This is a genomic window from Pseudomonas sp. 05L36 (assembly GCF_056398125.1).
Genome location: NZ_JBFTOU010000027.1, coordinates 36,889 through 54,306, shown reverse-complemented (window position 1 = coordinate 54,306; position 17,418 = coordinate 36,889). Strand labels below are relative to the sequence as shown.

Sequence of the window (17,418 nt, the reverse complement as noted above, 5' to 3'; positions counted from 1 at the left end):
TGGCGTAGCCTGCGATCTTTTTCGGTTACATCAACACTCGCAACCGACCACGCTGCTGGCTTGCCGCTGTACCCCGACACTCAACTCAAACCCTTCATCCAGCCACCCGGTCACGCCGCCAATCATCTCCTTGACCGGATACCCCAGGGCCGCCAGTTTCACCGCCGCCTTGTTGGCGCCGTTGCAATGAGGCCCGGCGCAATACACCACAAACAGGCTGTTTTTCGGATACCCGGCCAAACCTTCGGCGGTCAGCAAGCGACCGGGAAGGTTGATCGCTCCCGGCACATGCCCGCGTTCGAACGCCAGCGGGCCACGAACATCCACCAGAACGAAATCGACTGCACCGCCCTGCTGGCTGGCGTGGACGTCGGAACAATCGGTTTCGAAGGTCAGACGGTTGCTGAAATGCATCAGGGCGATGGCCGATGGGGCGGCGGGAATTTCGCGAACCAGGCTGGTCATGTTGTGTACTCCAAGGTATCGGTGGGTGCAGGAAGACTTTATCCGCCAGCCACTTGCGGCTAAAGTGGCGCATAAGACACTCACCGGGAACTTTCCGCCAAATGCACCCCACCCCAGGAACGGTCGCGATTCTGGCCTACGACGGCCTCTGCACGTTCGAGTTCGGCATTGCCGTGGAGATCTTCGGCCTGCCACGACCTGAATTCGATTTTCCGTGGTACGAGCATCATATCGTCGCGGTCGATCAAGGCCCGATGCGTGCCATGGGCGGCATCCAGGTCCTGGCCGATGGCGGCATGGAAATGCTCGCCGACGCGCGGACCATCATCATTCCCGGCTGGCGCGACCGCAGCGCCGCAGTGCCTGTGGAGTTGATCGCCGCACTGCGCCAGGCCCATGCGCGGGGGGCGCGGTTGCTGTCGATCTGCTCCGGTGTTTTCGTCCTCGCCGCCACGGGCTTGCTCGACGGGCGCGGCGCGACCACGCACTGGCGCTATACCTCAGAACTGGCCGAGCGGTTTCCCGGCATCCTGGTGGACCCGGACGTGTTATATGTCGATTCCGGCCAATTGATCACCTCCGCCGGCAGCGCGGCAGGCATCGATGCCTGCCTGCATCTGGTGGCACGGGATTTCGGCGCACAGGTGGCCAACTCCGTGGCCCGACGCCTGGTCACGTCGCCGCAACGCAGCGGTGGCCAGGCGCAATTCATTCCGACGCCGGTTAGTCCCACACCGCGCAGCGATCTTTCCCGCGTCATGCAGTGGGCACGTGAGCGTTTGCACGAGCCGCTGGAGGTGCGCGACCTGGCCAGCGAAGCCGCCATGAGCGAACGCACGTTCCTGCGCCGCTTCACCGAAGCCAGTGGCCAGTCACCAAAAACCTGGTTGCAGCACGAACGTCTGGGCCGCGCCCGCGAACTGCTGGAAAGCAGCGACCAGAACACCGAGCAGATAGCCGAACGTTGTGGTTATCGTTCGGTGGAAAGCTTCCGGGTGGCCTTTCGAACGGTGGTTGGCGTGCCGCCGTCGGTGTATCGGGAGCGGTTTGGGCGTGGGGGCAATGCTATTTCTTGAAGTGTTCTCAAGGGCCTCTTCGCGGGCAAGCCCGCTCCTACAGCGAAGGCGTCAGACCGGGCAATTCAGTGCTCAAGGCTTGCGCAATAAATAGGTATCCATGATCCAGCCATTGGCCAGCCTTGCAGCCTTGCGCACTCGTTGGATTTCATCCGCCACATCCTTGAGCTTGCCGCTGATCAGGATTTGATCCGGCGTCCCCAGATAGGCCCCCCAGTAAATCTCGGTGTCCTGATCCACCACCTGACGGTAAGCATCCTGAGCATCGAGCATCACCACCAGGCTGTCGGCATCGCTCACCTGCCCTGCCGCCAGACGCCGGCCCGTGGTGATTTCAACCGAGCGGCCAATCTGGTTGAGCGGCACCTTGTGCTGTGCCGCCAACGCCTGGACGCTGGTAATGCCGGGGATCACCTCGAACTCGAACGCACAGGCGCCTGAGACCTGGATCGCCTGCAAGATGCGAATGGTGCTGTCGTACAGCGCCGGATCGCCCCACACCAGAAAACCACCACTCTGGCCGTCGGACATTTCATCGTTGATCAGCCGTTCGAAGGTCTGCTGCCTGGCCAGGTTCAGGTCGTCGACACTGGTTTTGTAGTCCACTTCACCGCGCTCGCGCTCCGGGTTGTGGGCTTCGACAAAACGGTAAGCGTGGTGGGTGATGTAGCGTGAACAGATTTCGCGGCGCAAATCGATGAGTTTGTTCTTGCTCTCGCCCTTGTCCATGAGAAAAAAAACGTCGACCTGATTCAGCGCCTTCACCGCTTGCATTGTGATGTAGTCGGGATTGCCAGCACCGATACCGATGACCAGGAGCTTTTTCATCACAGCAAGTCCTCGGGCCCGGTGCCCGGCAAGCGCAGCCGCCAGCGGCCATGGAATCTCAACTCGACCGCCGACAGGGGTTCGACGTCGATCAGGCCGGACGATACGCCTTGCAACACCTGCGTGAGTGCGGCGCGGATGACGAAGGGATGGGTAATGGCAACGATGTGCCCTGGCGTCGACTGCAACGTGGTCAACCACGCGCCCACGCGCTCGCCCAGTTGCACCAGCGACTCGCCACCGTGGGGTGCCGAAGCCGGGTCGCCCAGCCAATGCTGGAGCGCTTCGGAATCGTTTTTTTGCAGATCGCCGATGCGCTCACCGCCCCAGCGCCCGAAGTCGCAGTCCTTCAACGCGTCAACAATCTCCGATGCGCTGCCGAACAGTTCAGCGGTTTGCCGAGTGCGCAACTCCGGGCCGCAGACGAGGCGTGGAGCGCCCTTGAACTGATTGCCACGGGAAAGCCTGAGCGCTTGCCAATCCATCTCCAAAGGCTCGTCCAGAGGAAAACGCGCCAATTTCTGTGCGACGGTTCGAGCATGACAAATCAGGGTTAAACGGGTCGCCTGCACCAGCAATCACTCTAAAGATGGAAAGGAACGACGGCGTCAGGTGACCGCCATCGCGCAATTGTGCCGCAACAAAGCAGCCCTGGGTGGTGTTTAATTTTCCTGCCTGAAACGGATCCTTCAGTCATTTCCTGCCAGGTTTTCTGTTATGGCTGACCGCAACCAAGGCAATCACCTACAAGACTTTACGACATCGGCGTAGTCCCTTGGTACAGGCACTTCGCCCCTTTTTCGGGCACGGCCAGACCACGCGAAAATTCACTAGACAGGCAGGACGCGATAATTAAATACTCCTTTCAACGGACTGTTAAAACATGTTCCACACTCATCCAGCAGGAGCCCGGATGCCCTTTCTCGAATACCCGATCAATGCGCCTGGCCAGGCATCGCCTGCGGCCGAATCGCCCGTTTCTTGTTTAACCCGGTCCATTCCAAAAAACATCTGACAAGAAAAAGAGTGGCGCCTGACAACGTTCAGACGACCACCGATTGAATATGTGGAAAAACCGACAGTGAAAGTCAGGTTAGGCTCAAACCGCCGAATCGTTTAATACAGGAGTGTCTCCATGCTGGTCTTGCGTCCAGTCGAGTCAGCCGACCTGCCCCAGTTGCAGAGGCTGGCTCGTGAAAGCCTCGTGGGCGTTACATCCCTGCCTGACGATAGCGAACGGTTGCGCGGAAAAATCCTCGATTCGTGTGCGTCGTTCGAAAAGGACGTTGATGTTCATGGCCCGGAAAACTATTTCTTTGTACTCGAAGACCTGACGACGCAGCACCTGGTCGGCTGCTCGGAAATCCTCGCCACGGCGGGGTTCAACGAGCCGTTCTACAGCCTGCGCAACCGGCACTTCACCAGTGCCTCGAGGGAACTGAACATCGAGCACGGCGTACCGGCCTTGTCGTTGTGTCACGATCTCAGTGGCCACACCTTGCTGCGGGGCTTCCATATCGATGCCGCGCGTGTGCGCAGCGCGCATTCCGAACTACTGTCGCGGGCGCGCCTGTTGTTCATCGCCACCCACGCCCGGCGTTTTTCCGAAACGGTGATCACCGAAATCGTCGGCTACAGCAGTGATGAAGGCCACTCGCCATTTTGGGATGCCGTGGGCAAGCATTTCTTCGACTTGCCCTACGTCGAGGCCGAACGGCTTTGCGGCCTGCAGAGCCGCACCTTTCTCGCCGAACTGATGCCGCAGTATCCGATTTACGTGCCCATGCTGCCCCAGGCAGCACAGGACTGTATCGGCAGCATCCACCCCGACGGCCAGGAAGCCTTCGATATCCTCGAGCGTGAAGGCTTCGAAACCAACAGCTACATCGATTTGTTCGATGGAGGCCCGACCCTGTATGCGCGCACGTCGGGCATTCGTTCCATCGCCCACAGCCAGTGCGCTATCACGCGGCCGGGACCTGTGATCGATGCCCGCGGCAGCTTTCTGGTGAGCAACGAGTCCTTGAAGGATTACCGAGCCATCGTCGCCGATCTTGATTACATCACCGGGCAACCCGTCACGCTGGACGCAGCCATGTGCAAGGCGCTGAAGGTGACCGAGGGCAGCCCGATCAGGCTGATCGCCCTGTGAATAGCCGCCCGCGACGTCACCGCCCGAGCACACACGAACAAGGAACAGCCGCATGATTGTCCGTCCGGTCCAGATCACCGATCTGCCCGCCCTGTTCACGCTGGTGCGTCAGGCCGTTCCGGGACTTACCAGCCTGCCGGCCGACGAAGAACGCCTGGCCCACCGGATCCGCTGGGCCCAACGCACTTTCGCCGGGCAGGTCGATCGGGCCGATGCCGATTATCTGTTCGTGCTCGAGGACGACGAGCAGCAAGTGGTGGGCGTCAGCGCCCTGACGGGTGGCGTCGGCCTGCGCGAGCCCTGGTACAACTACCGGGTCGGACTGACGGTCAGTGCGGCACCGGACCTGGGTATCGAGCGCCAGATCCCGACCCTGTTCCTGAGCAATGAATTGACCGGGCAATCGGAAGTCTGCTCGCTGTACCTGCGCCCCGATCAGCGCCAGGGAAGCAACGGCCGTTTGCTTTCGCTCGGGCGTTTGTTGTTTGTGGCCGAGTTTACGCAGCTGTTCGGCAACCGGCTCATCGCCGAGTTACGCGGCAGTGCCGACGAACAAGGTGGCTCGCCGTTCTGGGACAGCCTCGGCCGGCACTTTTTCAAGATGGACTTCAGCCACACCGATCACTTGTCCGGGCTGGGCAACAAATCGTTCATCGCCGAATTGATGCCGCGCCAGCCGCTGTACACCTGCCTGCTGACCGAACAGGCCCAGGCGGTGATCGGCAAGGCCCACCCGAATACCGGGCAGGCCCTGAAAATCCTCAGCGCCGAAGGGTTTGCCCACAAGGGCCACATCGATATCTTCGACGGCGGACCGGTCCTTGAAGCCCCGGTTTCCGGGATCCGCACCGTGCGCGATAGCCAACCGCTGTCACTGGCCATCGGCTCGCCGGACGATAAAGCGCCCCTCTGGCTGATCCACAATCGCCGCCTGGAAAGCTGCCGCATTACCTGCGCCCCGGCACGACAGGAGGGCAACAGCCTGGTGGTTGACCGCCTGACCGCCAAGCGCCTGCAACTGCAACCCGGCGACTCGGTGCGCGCCGTGCCGCTGCTTGACCAACGGCAACAAGCCGAGGCGGCGTGACTTTTCAGCTCCATCGTTGCGACGTCAATCTGCCTGACCCGGCAAATTCGTCATCATTCTCCTCCTGTGCGCGTGATAGCCTTTTATTTCTTCGGCGTTGACACTTTTGCTCAAGCCCCTCCATTCCATTGGTGGAACTCATATGTCCAGGCTTTCCCATCAAGATTTGCGCCGCAATTTTCGCCAATTGTTCGCCTCCGACACCTGCTACCACACAGCCTCGGTTTTCGACCCGATGTCGGCCCGCATCGCCGCCGACCTGGGCTTCGAAGTCGGGATCCTTGGTGGTTCGGTCGCCTCGTTGCAAGTGCTGGGCGCCCCTGACTTTGCCCTGATCACCCTCAGCGAATTCGCTGAACAGGCCACCCGCATCGGCCGTGTCGCCCAGTTGCCGGTGATTGCCGACGCCGACCACGGCTACGGCAACGCGCTCAACGTCATGCGCACCATCGTCGAACTCGAACGGGCCGGCGTCGCCGCGCTGACCATCGAAGACACCCTGCTGCCTGCGCAGTTTGGCCGCAAATCCACCGACCTGATCACGGTCGCCGAAGGTGTCGGCAAGATCCGCGCGGCACTGGAAGCCCGCTGCGATAAGGAAATGGCGATCATCGCCCGCACCCATGCGGGGATTGCGCCGGTGCAGGAAATCATCAGCCGCACCCGGCAATACCAGCGCGCCGGGGCCGACGGTATCTGCATGGTGGGCGTAAAGGACTTCGACCATCTGGAGCAGATCGCCGAGCACCTGAGCGTGCCGCTGATGCTGGTGACCTACGGCAACCCGCTGCTACGCGATGACAAGCGCCTGGCCGAACTGGGTGTGCGCGTGACCATCGACGGCCATGGCGCTTACTTCGCCGCGATCAAGGCGACCTACGACAGCCTGCGCGAGCAACGCCAGATACTCACCCAGACGTCGGACCTGAACGCCACCGAGCTGACTCACACCTACACGCAACCCGAGGAATACATCCGCTACGCGGAAGAGTTCATGAGCGTGAAGGAATGACGGTTTAAACCGACGCGCCGCCATCGCGAGCAAGCTCGCTCCCACAGTGGATTTTTGTTGAACACAAATTTTGTATTCACCCAAGATCCTTGTGGGAGCGGGCTTGCCCGCGAAGGGGTCAGCACATCCAACACCACTGCCGCCTGACACGCCGCTTTCGTCGGATCGCCGCCCGGAGCAAGCTCGCTCACACAGGTCTTGCGCTGGACAGTCACACCGAGTCGAGCAGTTCGCGATGGGGTTTGCCATTGCCGCAACAGATCACTCGATTACGCCCGCTGGTCTTGGCTTCGTATAGCGCATGGTCGGCGTCATTGAGCCAGAGCATCGCGTCGGCGTGGGCCGGGTTGAATGACGCCAGGCCAATGCTCAGGCTGACTTCCAGCGCCGGGTTCTGCTCGTCCCCCAAGGTGGCGAATCGATCGCGCAGGGCCTCCATGACGGCGGCGGCGCGGTTCAGGGGCAGGTCCGGAAGGATCACGCAGAACTCGTCACCGCCGTAGCGCCCTGCAACATCGGTCGCTCGCAGGCTGTGCCTGAGCATTTTGCTCAACTGACGCAGGACGATGTCACCGGCAACATGGCCGTAGGTATCGTTGATGGCTTTGAAATGGTCGATATCGATCAGCGCAATCGCCCCGCCTTTTTGCTGACGTTTGCAACGCTGGAACTCGACCTCCAGCTGGTCCTTCCAGGTGCCATGGTTCAGCAGGCCCGTCAGGCTGTCGGTGCGGCTCAGTGCCAGCAGTTCACGTTTCTGACGGCCGAGGGTATGGGCCTGGCGGAAGCAGATCCAGCCCAGCGCCAACGGATACAGGCACAGCAATGGCAAACAGGCATAGAGCTGCACCGGGCTGGTGGCAGGAATGAACGCCGGGGCGAACATCTGCAAGCCAACACCGACGCCCAGCACTTGCGCGGCCGTCCCGGCCAGCAGGAAGCGCAGGCCGCCGATGGCCACGTTGTTCATGGCCATCATGGAAATGGTGGTCGCGCTGGGCAGTGGATTGAAATGCATCGCGGCAATCCAGAAACCGCCGAGAAAGGCATCGATCAGCAGATTGCGGTGTTCGGCGTGATAAGGCGTCCTGGCCCGGCGCGTCCATTGGTAAGCCAGGTGCGGCCAGACCAGGCCGTTGAACCACATGAATCCCCAGACCCAGGGCGCAGGATCGAGTGGATACATCGCCACACTCACGCACACCAATCCCAGGGCCAACCCGAGGATTCGCGATGTATAGAGCCTCCTGGCCAATGAAACCCCCTTTCCTCCCGATTTTGCCATAGGGCCTCTGTGCCACTCGACGGAATGCGAAAACAGCCTGTGCCTGTGTGCTGGAGTCTATCAGGGTGAGATCAAATAGCCATCACCGACTGACAGGCTGAATATCGCGACATCACGCTCGTGTAAAAGCAAAAGCCTCGTCTCCAGAAACGGCTATACATGAAAGAAGGGTTGATCAATGACCATAAGAGGAGGCCCATGCAGACCTTTCAAGTATTGATCATCGGCAGCGGGTTTGGCGGCCAATGTGCTGCAATCAATCTGCTCAAGGCCGGCATCGACGATTTCCGCCTGCTGGAACGACGGGATTTCTTCGGCGGCACCTGGTGCCAGAACACCTATCCCGGCGCGGCAGTCGATGTGCCCTCGCCGCTTTACTCATTGTCTTTCGCCCCTTATCGCTGGACGCAAATGTTCGCCGGACAGGCCGAACTGCGCCGCTACACCCGCCATGTGGTGGAACACTTCGGCCTGCGGGACAAGGTAGAACTGAGCGCGAATGTCGAGCGCGTCGAATGGGACGACGCCAACAAACGCTGGACGCTGTACACCGCCGACAAAGGCACGTTTTGCGCGCAGTTCCTGATCAACGCTACCGGGCCGCTGAGTCAACCAGTGGTGCCGCACTTCGACGGACAGGAACGCTTTCAGGGCAAGACTTTTCACACCAACAACTGGGATCACGGCTACGACTACCGGCAAAAATCCGTGGCCATCGTCGGCAGCGGCGCCAGTGCGGCCCAGGTCATTCCGGCCATTGCCCCGGACGTCGGGCACTTGCATGTGTTCCAGCGCACGCCCCACTGGGTATTGCCCCGGGCTGATCGCAGGTTTGGCCGCTTCGAGCGCTGGCTGCTGGGGCTCAAACCCGCCTACAAGTTGCTGCGCTGGGGTATCTACTGGCAATTCGAAACCCGGGTGTTTGGCTTCAAGTATTCGAAGCCGGCGGTGCACATGGTCCAGCGCCAGGCCCTGCGTTTTCTCAAACACCAGGTGCCGGACACCGAACTGCGGCGCCAGCTGACGCCGGACTACACCATCGGCTGTAAACGGGTAATTCTGTCCAGCACGCTGTACCCGGCCCTGGCCCGTAGCAACGTGACGCTGCACAGCCGCGAACAAGGTATCGCGTCCATCGACGAAACCGGCATCGTTACCCTCGATGGCCAGCACATTGACCTGGACCTGATCGTCTGGTCCACCGGCTACGACGCCACCGACGGGGTGATTTGCTACCCGGTAACGGGCAAAAACGGCACATGTCTCAAGGAGGTCTGGGCGCAATACCCGCGGGCCTACCTTGGCACCGCCCTGCCCGACTTCCCCAACCTGTTCATCGTCACCGGGCCGAACACCGGCATCGGCCACACCTCGGCGCTATTCATCATCGAATCCCAGATGAACTACATCCTCGATTGCATTCGCACCTTGAAGACTCAAGGTTTACGCAGCATTGAAGTTCGCCATGAGGCGGAACGTACCTACACTGAAATGATCCACCGGGAAATGGAACGCACCGTGTGGAAGTCCGGTGGTTGCCACAGTTGGTATCAAAGCAGGAGCGGTCATGTGATTGCCATGTTTCCGGGGTTCAGCTTCAGCTTTCATCGCTTGACCCGAGCGCTGAAACCCGCCGATCACATTTTGTCCTGAGCAGATACAAGGGAGACGCGTGATGCTTTTGTTGTTCGTCGTTCTCGCAGTGTTCGTCGCCTGGAGCTGGCTGACCTACCCGGCCATCGGCTACTGGCTCTATGACTTGAACATGGCGGCCGAGGCCAAGTTGTACCGGCTGCACAAAATCGTCGTGCCCATCCCCGAGATGACCGTCTCGACCTGGCAAGGCGGACCGTACGAGGCCACCAGCAATGTGCTGATGCTCCATGGCTTCAGCGCCGACAAGAACCTCTGGCTGCGTTTCGCCCGGCACTTTGTCGGCAGCCACCGGGTGATCATCCCGGACATCGCCGGCCATGGCGAAACCGGCTTCAAGGCCGGCGGCGGCTATGACATCCCGCTACAGGCCAAGCGCATGATCCAGCTGCTGGACGTGTGCGGGGTGGAGAAAGTCCATGTCATCGGCAATTCCATGGGCGGCTACATGGCGGCATGGCTCGCGGCCACGTACCCCGAGCGCATTGTGTCCGTGGCGCTGATCGACCCGGCGGGTGTCACCGCGCCCGAGCCCAGTGACCTCGAGCGGCATTTGGCCAAGGGCCACAACCCGTTTCTGATTCACTCGCGCGAAGAATTCCAGCGCTTCTACGCCATGACCATGGCTTCGCCACCCTGGGTACCGAAGCTGGTTCTCGATGCCGTCGCCCAGCGCTATGAACAGTCCCGCGAGGAGCTGGAAGAAATCTTCCGCGAAATGCGCGCCAGTCCGCCGATGGAACCGCATCTGCCCGACATCACCGCCCCGGCCCTGTTGTTGTGGGGGCGCAAGGACCGGCTGATCGATGTCAGCAGCGTGGCGGTCTGGAGCAAGGGCATCGCCGACCTGCGCGTGCATATCTGGGACGCCGTCGGGCACATGCCCATGGTGGAAGCCCCCACCGGTTCGGCGCGACTGTATCGGGAGTTTTTGGCATCGCTGCGCTCGGAGAGCCCACAGGATCAACGACTGCACTAGGCATGCAGTCCTTTGCAGAATGAAGTTCGTCAGAAACTTCGTTTGTCGGCGTCGCGCAAGGCTGCGATCTTTCGTCCATCCTTTACGTCACCGCGCCAGGAATCCTGTTCATGAACCACCCGAACTTCGTCAGCCCTGACCTGATCCGCCAACGCTTCTCCAAAGCGATGTCCGACATGTATCGCGAGGAAGTGCCGTTGTACGGCGCGTTGATGGAATTGGTGGAACAGACCAACCGCCGCGTGCTGGACAGCGACTCGCAAGTCGCACAACAGCTCACGAGCACCGGCGAAATCGAGCGCCTGGACCTGGAGCGTCATGGGGCGATCCGCGTCGGTACGGCCGCTGAACTGGCGACTCTCGCCCGCCTGTTCGCGGTGATGGGCATGCAACCGGTGGGTTACTACGACCTGACACCGGCCGGCGTGCCGGTGCATTCCACGGCTTTTCGCGCGGTGCATGAAGCATCGTTGCAGGTCAGCCCGTTTCGGGTATTCACCTCGCTGTTGCGCCTGGAATTGATCGAAGACCCGGAGCTGCGAGCGTTCGCCCAGTCGATGCTCGACCAGCGCTCGATCTTCACCCCCACGGCCCTCTCCCTCATCGAACGTGCCGAATCCCGGGGTGGCCTGACCGAGCAGGAAGCCCTGGCGTTCGTCGAACAGGCCCTGGAGACGTTTCGCTGGCACCACAGCGCCACCGTCACTGCCGAGCAGTATCGACAACTCAGCGCCCAGCATCGTCTGATCGCCGATGTGGTGGCGTTCAAGGGCCCGCACATCAACCACCTGACACCACGGACCCTGGACATCGACATCGTCCAGGCGCAAATGCCGGCCCATGGCATCACCCCCAAGGCAGTGATCGAAGGCCCGCCCCGCCGCCAATGCCCGATCCTGTTGCGCCAGACCAGTTTCAAGGCCCTGGACGAGCCGATTGCCTTCACCGATCAAAACCAGGCTCGCGGCAGTCACAGCGCCCGTTTCGGCGAAATCGAACAGCGCGGTGCCGCCCTCACGCCCAAAGGCCGGGCACTGTACGACCGCTTGCTCAATGCCGCGCGGGACGAACTCAAGGACTTCCCCAACGAAGCCAACGCCGAGCGTTACAACGCGCTCATGGCGCAGCACTTCAACGAATTCCCTGACACCTGGGAAGACATGCGCCAACAGGGCCTGGCTTACTTCCGCTACTTCGTGACGGAACAAGGCCTGGCGGCGGGTAACCTGACAAACGTCGCCCTGGAAGACCTGCTCGGCAGCGGTTGCCTGCGGGTTGAACCGCTGGTGTACGAAGACTTCCTGCCGGTCAGCGCGGCGGGGATTTTCCAGTCGAACCTTGGGGATGCGGCGCAGACCCGTTACGGCGTGCACTCCAACCAGCAAGCCTTCGAACAGGCTCTGGGGCGGCCGACGATCGATGAACTGGAGCTGTATGCCGACAGCCAGCGGCGTTCGATCGAGCAGTGTTTCGCGGCGTTGGCCGATGTTGTTCAAGTCAATAACAAACATGACTGAACGATGTCTCACCGTTCAATAAAAAACGGGCGACCTGTTGGTCACCCGCTTTTTATATCCGAAACTTTCAATACAGCAAAAAAGTGTTCGCCCAGTGCACTGGCCTCGGCAATCCATGCACTGGTAAAGAGCCCTGCACTGGGCGAACGGAAAGTATTTTAGTAGAAGTGGCTAAATATGTCCGTGCGGTAAAGATGAAATTTATCGACACCATATGTAATAAAATGTCGATATAAATCCTATCCCGCACCGAGCCACAAACTCACCAGTTCGACCATACGAGTTGATTATTCCTATACAAAACCTGCACAAAAACAATCAACCCGTTCAGAGCCAATATCAGTGCCTGCTGGTCACCGTCAATACATCGGTATAAACCACATTCACGCTTTGCCCGACTTTCAAGTCCTTGAGTTTGGCCTGGACCTCGGGTCGTTTGACGTCGACGGTCTTGGACTGGCCTTCCGGGTTTTCGAAGGTCACCTTGTGCTTTTTCACGTCAATGTGGGTGATTTTCAACTGCACTTTCACCTGACGATAAGCTTCGCCACCGGGGTTGGCGCTACCTGGCGCTGCGCGCATTTCACCGGTGGCTTCGGCGGTGCCCGGCAGGCCTTTGTCGACATCGGTGTCGAGGTAGGCCGCAACGGCGCTGGTAACCCGGATATCGACCGTATCGCCGACCTTGAGGTTTTTGAGGTTTTTCGCCTTGTCGGTCAGTTGCACAGGGAACTCATTACCCTGCGGACCTTTAAGGACCACGGAATGATTCGCGGTATCAACCGAAACGACTGTGGTGGTGACCTGATCAGCCACCACGACTTCGGACAGCGGAATATCGGCGGCAACTGCGCCAAAACTGGCGGCAGACAGCAAGGTTGCGAGGGTGATGGCTTTGGTCAGTGCGTGGCGTTTCATAGACAGTACTTTCCCTGTGATTGATGGCAACAAACGGCGTTGAAACCGGGCTCAACGCCATGTGTGCGATGAGCATAGACGCTGTTCGGCGAGTGGTCGCCGCGGGCCTCTGATTTTCGTGGCTAGTACCCGGTCATTTCCAGATATCCGATCCCTGCATGGCTGCCACTGAGGCGCACCGGGCCTTCCCAATACGCAATGCGCAAGTCCATCCAGGCCTGGGGATTGAGCGCGGTGATGGCGATATCGAGGTGTCTGGCGGGGATCTTGATCGACCAGCGCACGGGCATCTCGCGTCCTGCCACGCGCGCGGTGTCTTGTGGCGTGAGGCTGATGTCGCTGGCGTGCAGCATTTGTGTCTGGCCCCGGGCGTCGATCCAGGTGCCGATGAGGTAAGGCTCGCCGTCCTTTTGCCGCATGCGATACAGCATCACCTGCTCGCCGCTGTCCAGGTGCAGGGAGAACCAGTCCCAACCGGTCTGATTGCCTGTCAGGGGCTGGCTGCTCCATTCGCGGTCAAGCCAGGCCGGGCCACTGACCTGAAAGGTTTGGCCGTCGATGTCCAGCGTACCGCTGGCCTGGAAAAACGGCTGGCTGTAGTAATACGAGGCCTGACCCTGCTCGGATTTCCTGCTGAATCCCTGGTCCCCCTGAAGCACCAGCGGACCTGTCGAGGTCAACCGCAACCGGTAGCTGAAACGCCGGTCACGAGCACTGAGTTGCAGATCGGCTAAAGGGTCGTCGGCAGTCGCCTGACTGCGCAACTGCCAGTCGTCGATCCACGCATTGAACGGCGTGAGGCTGACACCGGCCTGACCGACGCCACCACGGGCATAGCGTTCAGCCGCGTGATGCACCGTCGCCGACGTCACCGCCGCGTGACCGAGCCAGATCGTCTGATTCTGCCAACCCGCCACCTCGGGGGTGGCATTCAAGGCACTGCGGAACAACGTCCATTGCGCGCCGAACTCATGCCCCTGATCGTCCTTCAGGTTGGCCGTGACGTACCACCATTCGATGCGAAAGCCGTCGTGCGGGCCGTGATCCGCCGGGAAGCTGAACACCCGACCGGGCACCACCTTGGTGAACGCAGCGGCCTGGTTGCCCAGCCCGGCAAAACCCTTTTCTACCGGTGCCGGTTGATCGCAACCGCTCGCCAGCAGCGCCAGGAGCAACACGCCGAGCTTAATCTTCATGGGCGAACGTCCGCAGCAGGTCCGCCGGTTGCGTGCGGTACAAACGGTACAACGGCCAGGCCGAAGCCAGCAGCGTCGCCACCAGCGCCAGCCCCATCAATTGCAACAGTTGCCATGGAAACACCCGCAACGGCAGGCGCCAGCCAAAGGCCTGCACGTTGATCACCGTGTCCAGGCACCACGCCAGGGCGATGCCCAGCGGCAACGCCAGCACCAGGGTCAGCAGCGCCAGCAACCAGGTTTGCCCGAGGTTGAGCAACATCAAATGCCGACGTGTCACCCCCAGTGCCCACAGCGGCGCCAGTTGCCCGAGACGGCTCTGGCTTTGGGTCAACAGACTGATGAACAGCGCCACCCCGGCCACGCACAGCGTCAGGCTATTGAGCGCGGCGGTGGCGGCAAAAGTGCGTTCGAAGACTTGCGTGGACCAACCCTTGAGCCGCGCCTGATCGACGATGCGGCTGTCGTCGAGGGTAAAACGCGCCTGTAACGCCGCGACGAACGCAGGGATCGACGCCGGCTCGATGCGCAGGTTGAAGCGGCTCGGTGCCAATTGCGGCCAGCCGCGCAGCAGTTGATGGATATTGACCAGAATGTGGCCCTTGGGATTGCCGTAGTCGGCGTAGATCCCGACGATCCGTGGCGACCACGGGCCGGTTGGCGTCGGCAGCGTCAGGTGATCGCCGAGCTGCACGCGCAGGCGCCGGGCCAGTTGCTCGCTGAGCATCACCGCATCGTCCTTGGCCAGCCGCTCCCAAGGGGTGTCGCCCAAAGCTTCGAGCAGCGGCCAGTGCTGGCGATAGGTCGGATGGTCGATGATCCCGGACAGGTCCGTCGGCCAGCCCTGCAACTGGATCGAAACCTGCCAGTTGGGCAGCACCGCCGCCAGTTGCGGTTGCTGGTCGAGCCAGCTGTGCAGCTCCCGGGCCTGGGCCGGGTTCTGGGGATTGAGGTAAAGCTCGGCCGTCAGCCGTTGTTCGAGCCAGTCGCTGAAGGTCTGGCGAAAGCCTGCGGTCATGCTGCCGGCACCGATGTTCGCCGCCATGGCCAGCAGCAGCGCCATCAACGCCAGGCTCAGGGCCGGCAGTTGTTGACGGCAATCGGCGACAAACCACTGGCCGAGCACCGAGCGACTGCGCTGCGAACCGAGACTGAGCAGCGAACTGAGCACCACCGGCAGTGCCAGTGCGGCACCGATCAACAGCGCCGCCATCAATACGAAGCCAATGACCAGGCTGTCGCCGAAAATCAACGCCAGCAGCGCAATCACCCCGGCCATTGCTGCCACCCCGCCCTGGCGTCGCAACCAGCGGGCATGGGCCTGATGCCAGGCCTGCGGGTCGGCCAGCGCCAGCAAGGGCAAGCGCGCCGCCCGCAGCAGGCTGCTGGCACCGGCCAGCAACGCGCCGACCAGGCTCAAGCCGATACCGCTGAACCACCACGACAGGCTTAGGCTCAACTGCCCCGCCACTTCGGCGCCGTACAAGCCACGCAGGCTGGCGGCGACATCGGGCAACAGCACGCCGGCCAGCAGGTAGCCGCTGACCACCCCGGCCACACCGCCGATCAGGGCCAATCCACCCAATTCGACGGCGAGACAAGCGATCAGCATCCGCGCACTCACACCGCAGGCACGCAGGGTCCGGAGCAGGCTTCGCCGTTGCTCCAGCGCCAGCCCGATGGCGGCGTGCACGATAAACAGGCCGACAACGAACGACAGTACCCCCAGGGCATCGAGGTTCAGGTGAAAGCTTTCGGTCAGGCGCGCCAGGTTGTTTTCTTCATCGGCGCTCTTGAGTTGCAGCTGCCCCTTGAGCGAATCCGGTAGCGGCGCAGTGAAGTCCTTCGGCAACAGCAGACGCGACAACTGATCCGGCAACCCCAGAATCTGCTGGGCAAAACCGATGTCCACCAGCAGCACACCGGGCGCCATATCAGCCTGCACATGCAACGGCGGCAGTGCCGCGCCAGCCAGGTTCAAGGGCCGGTCACCCTCACGCAAATCCAGTGCCTGCAAGGTTTGCGACGATATCCAGGTAGTGCCCGGCGGGCTGAAAAAATCGACCACCTGTTCAATCGCCAGCGCCTGCCCGGCCACCGCCGCGCCCGCCGGCAGCGACACCGGCTCGATGCCCATCAACTGCAAGCGCTGCTCTTCATGGCCCTTGAGCGTGACTCGCCCTTGCAGTACCGGTGACACCGGCCACCCCGCTCGGCGCAGATCGATAAACCATTGCTGTGGGAACGTGCCGCCGCCGGGCGCACTGAGGCTGGCCTGAGGTTCGCCACCGATCAACCGACTGGCGCGGGCATAACTGTCGCGGGCCTGGCTGTTGAGTGCCTGGACGCCGGTCAACAGACTGGTGGCCAGCCACAACCCGGTCAGCACACTGAAAAACTGTACCGGGTGCTGCCGCCAGTGGCTGAGCAGGGCGCGCAGGGTTTCGCCGAAAATGCGCATGTCAGCGCGCCCCCACACCGGCAAGACGACCACCGCACAGCAGCGCTTTTTCCGCCAGCCGCGCCGCCACGCCGGGACTGTGGGTGACCATCAACAGGCTGGTGGGACTGTCGTCGAGCAATTCCAGCAGCAACTGCAACACCTCGGCGCCGGTGGTTTCATCGAGGCTGCCGGTGGGCTCGTCGGCCAGCAGCAGTTGCGGGCGCGACGCCAGCGCCCGCCCCAGCGCGACCCGTTGCTGCTGGCCGCCGGACAGTTGCTCCGGGTAGCGCCGCAGCAGCTCGCCCAAGCCCAGGCGCTGCACCAGGTGCGCCTGCCAGTGTGGGTCATGGCGCCCGGCCAGACGCGCCTGAATCGCCAGGTTGTCTTCGACCCGCAGGCTGCCGATCAGGTTGAATTGCTGGAACACCAGGCCGATTTCCGTACGGCGCCAGTTCGCCAGTTGCCCTTCATTCATCTGTTCCAGACGATGCTCGCCACTGCGGATGCTGCCGCGATCGATCCTGTCCAGCCCGGCGATCAGGTGCAGCAAGGTGCTTTTGCCACTGCCCGACTCACCCATCAGCGCCAGGCTGCTGCCGGGCCTGAGCGTCAGGTCGACGCCTTGCAGCACCGGCAGCGGCCCCTGCGGTGTGGCGTAGCTTTTGAACACGCCATGGACTTCAAGCATGGGTCAACCTGCTGGATATGCCTGGTCCAAGGATAGCGGCCCTGAATGTTTTTTGTCCGTTGCTGATGATCGCCCTGCCCGAGCCCCGCCCTACCCTCGAAGCTGGTCTGACCATAACG

General features: G+C 61.5%; 15 protein-coding genes. 7 read left to right on the top strand and 8 right to left on the bottom strand.

The features are described from left to right. Positions 1 to 30: 30 nt before the first annotated feature. Positions 31 to 465: a rhodanese-like domain-containing protein gene (locus tag AC1DKH_RS24435; protein WP_477799553.1), complete on the bottom strand. Its 435-nt coding sequence runs from the start codon at positions 463 to 465 to the stop codon at positions 31 to 33. A gap of 101 nt (positions 466 to 566) precedes the next feature. Here AC1DKH_RS24435 and ftrA point away from each other — a divergent pair, with 101 nt between their 5' ends. Further along, positions 567 to 1,541: a transcriptional regulator FtrA gene (gene ftrA / locus AC1DKH_RS24430; RefSeq protein WP_477799552.1), complete on the top strand. Its 975-nt coding sequence runs from the start codon at positions 567 to 569 to the stop codon at positions 1,539 to 1,541. Positions 1,542 to 1,613: 72 nt separating this feature from the next. Here the strand turns inward: ftrA and cobF are convergent, their stop codons facing one another. Both cobF and AC1DKH_RS24420 read right to left on the bottom strand, forming a co-directional pair. Continuing rightward, a complete protein-coding gene (gene cobF, locus AC1DKH_RS24425; RefSeq protein WP_477799551.1) occupies positions 1,614 to 2,369 on the bottom strand; it encodes a precorrin-6A synthase (deacetylating) in 756 nt (251 codons plus the stop codon). After that, complete coding sequence (locus AC1DKH_RS24420; protein WP_477756546.1) at positions 2,369 to 2,941, bottom strand: histidine phosphatase family protein; 573 nt, start codon at positions 2,939 to 2,941, stop codon at positions 2,369 to 2,371. Before AC1DKH_RS24420 ends, cobF begins: the two co-directional genes overlap by 1 nt. Positions 2,942 to 3,504: 563 nt before the next feature. Between AC1DKH_RS24420 and AC1DKH_RS24415 the strand changes: the two genes are divergently transcribed. The 3 genes from AC1DKH_RS24415 to AC1DKH_RS24405 all read left to right on the top strand — a co-directional run bounded on the left by AC1DKH_RS24415 (position 3,505) and on the right by AC1DKH_RS24405 (position 6,620). Continuing rightward, entirely contained in the window at positions 3,505 to 4,521 is a 1,017-nt protein-coding gene (locus tag AC1DKH_RS24415) for an arginine N-succinyltransferase (protein WP_477799550.1), read from the top strand. Between the two features lie 52 nt (positions 4,522 to 4,573). After that, complete coding sequence (astA, locus tag AC1DKH_RS24410; protein ID WP_477799549.1) at positions 4,574 to 5,608, top strand: arginine N-succinyltransferase; 1,035 nt, start codon at positions 4,574 to 4,576, stop codon at positions 5,606 to 5,608. Positions 5,609 to 5,750: 142 nt separating this feature from the next. Continuing rightward, positions 5,751 to 6,620, top strand: a complete 870-nt coding sequence (locus AC1DKH_RS24405; protein WP_108219687.1) for an isocitrate lyase/PEP mutase family protein — start codon at positions 5,751 to 5,753, stop codon at positions 6,618 to 6,620. Between the two features lie 211 nt (positions 6,621 to 6,831). Here AC1DKH_RS24405 and AC1DKH_RS24400 read toward each other — a convergent pair whose 3' ends face one another. Next, the gene (locus AC1DKH_RS24400; protein ID WP_477799548.1) at positions 6,832 to 7,905 is read right to left on the bottom strand and encodes a diguanylate cyclase; all 1,074 of its coding nucleotides are present in this window, start codon (positions 7,903 to 7,905) and stop codon (positions 6,832 to 6,834) included. 198 nt (positions 7,906 to 8,103) lie between these two features. On the opposite strand from AC1DKH_RS24400, the gene AC1DKH_RS24395 reads away from it, so the two are divergent. From AC1DKH_RS24395 to hglS, 3 genes are all read left to right on the top strand, one after another. Continuing rightward, positions 8,104 to 9,558: a flavin-containing monooxygenase gene (locus AC1DKH_RS24395; protein ID WP_477799547.1), complete on the top strand. Its 1,455-nt coding sequence runs from the start codon at positions 8,104 to 8,106 to the stop codon at positions 9,556 to 9,558. Positions 9,559 to 9,580: 22 nt separating this feature from the next. Beyond that, positions 9,581 to 10,537 carry an alpha/beta fold hydrolase gene (locus AC1DKH_RS24390; RefSeq protein ID WP_477756766.1) on the top strand — a complete coding sequence of 319 codons (957 nt, stop codon included), beginning with the start codon at positions 9,581 to 9,583 and terminating at the stop codon, positions 10,535 to 10,537. Between the two features lie 110 nt (positions 10,538 to 10,647). Next, positions 10,648 to 12,054 (top strand): 2-oxoadipate dioxygenase/decarboxylase HglS, encoded by a 1,407-nt coding sequence (hglS, locus tag AC1DKH_RS24385; RefSeq protein ID WP_477799546.1) that lies wholly within the window; start codon positions 10,648 to 10,650, stop codon positions 12,052 to 12,054. Between the two features lie 339 nt (positions 12,055 to 12,393). Here the strand turns inward: hglS and AC1DKH_RS24380 are convergent, their stop codons facing one another. From AC1DKH_RS24380 to AC1DKH_RS24365, 4 genes are all read right to left on the bottom strand, one after another. Further along, positions 12,394 to 12,972: a hypothetical protein gene (locus AC1DKH_RS24380; protein ID WP_477755074.1), complete on the bottom strand. Its 579-nt coding sequence runs from the start codon at positions 12,970 to 12,972 to the stop codon at positions 12,394 to 12,396. Between the two features lie 122 nt (positions 12,973 to 13,094). After that, positions 13,095 to 14,168 (bottom strand): lipocalin-like domain-containing protein, encoded by a 1,074-nt coding sequence (locus tag AC1DKH_RS24375; protein WP_477799545.1) that lies wholly within the window; start codon positions 14,166 to 14,168, stop codon positions 13,095 to 13,097. Further along, positions 14,158 to 16,629, bottom strand: coding sequence for an ABC transporter permease (locus AC1DKH_RS24370; RefSeq protein WP_477799544.1), 2,472 nt, complete (start codon positions 16,627 to 16,629; stop codon positions 14,158 to 14,160). Before AC1DKH_RS24370 ends, AC1DKH_RS24375 begins: the two co-directional genes overlap by 11 nt. 1 nt (position 16,630) lies before the next feature. Continuing rightward, a complete protein-coding gene (locus AC1DKH_RS24365) occupies positions 16,631 to 17,299 on the bottom strand; it encodes an ABC transporter ATP-binding protein (protein ID WP_477755077.1) in 669 nt (222 codons plus the stop codon). Positions 17,300 to 17,418 lie beyond the last annotated feature (119 nt).

Bases quoted from the DNA above. Each gene is read 5' to 3' on its own strand.
- AC1DKH_RS24375 (WP_477799545.1), bottom strand. From the start codon at position 14,168: ATGAAGATTAAGCTCGGCGTGTTGCTCCTGGCGCTGCTGGCGAGCGGT.
- AC1DKH_RS24370 (WP_477799544.1), bottom strand. From the start codon at position 16,629: ATGCGCATTTTCGGCGAAACCCTGCGCGCCCTGCTCAGCCACTGGCGG.
- AC1DKH_RS24405 (WP_108219687.1), top strand. From the start codon at position 5,751: ATGTCCAGGCTTTCCCATCAAGATTTGCGCCGCAATTTTCGCCAATTG.
- hglS (WP_477799546.1), top strand. From the start codon at position 10,648: ATGAACCACCCGAACTTCGTCAGCCCTGACCTGATCCGCCAACGCTTC.
- ftrA (WP_477799552.1), top strand. From the start codon at position 567: ATGCACCCCACCCCAGGAACGGTCGCGATTCTGGCCTACGACGGCCTC.
- astA (WP_477799549.1), top strand. From the start codon at position 4,574: ATGATTGTCCGTCCGGTCCAGATCACCGATCTGCCCGCCCTGTTCACG.
- AC1DKH_RS24435 (WP_477799553.1), bottom strand. From the start codon at position 465: ATGACCAGCCTGGTTCGCGAAATTCCCGCCGCCCCATCGGCCATCGCC.
- AC1DKH_RS24415 (WP_477799550.1), top strand. From the start codon at position 3,505: ATGCTGGTCTTGCGTCCAGTCGAGTCAGCCGACCTGCCCCAGTTGCAG.
- AC1DKH_RS24395 (WP_477799547.1), top strand. From the start codon at position 8,104: ATGCAGACCTTTCAAGTATTGATCATCGGCAGCGGGTTTGGCGGCCAA.
- AC1DKH_RS24365 (WP_477755077.1), bottom strand. From the start codon at position 17,299: ATGCTTGAAGTCCATGGCGTGTTCAAAAGCTACGCCACACCGCAGGGG.
- AC1DKH_RS24390 (WP_477756766.1), top strand. From the start codon at position 9,581: ATGCTTTTGTTGTTCGTCGTTCTCGCAGTGTTCGTCGCCTGGAGCTGG.
- AC1DKH_RS24400 (WP_477799548.1), bottom strand. From the start codon at position 7,905: ATGGCAAAATCGGGAGGAAAGGGGGTTTCATTGGCCAGGAGGCTCTAT.
- cobF (WP_477799551.1), bottom strand. From the start codon at position 2,369: ATGAAAAAGCTCCTGGTCATCGGTATCGGTGCTGGCAATCCCGACTAC.
- AC1DKH_RS24380 (WP_477755074.1), bottom strand. From the start codon at position 12,972: ATGAAACGCCACGCACTGACCAAAGCCATCACCCTCGCAACCTTGCTG.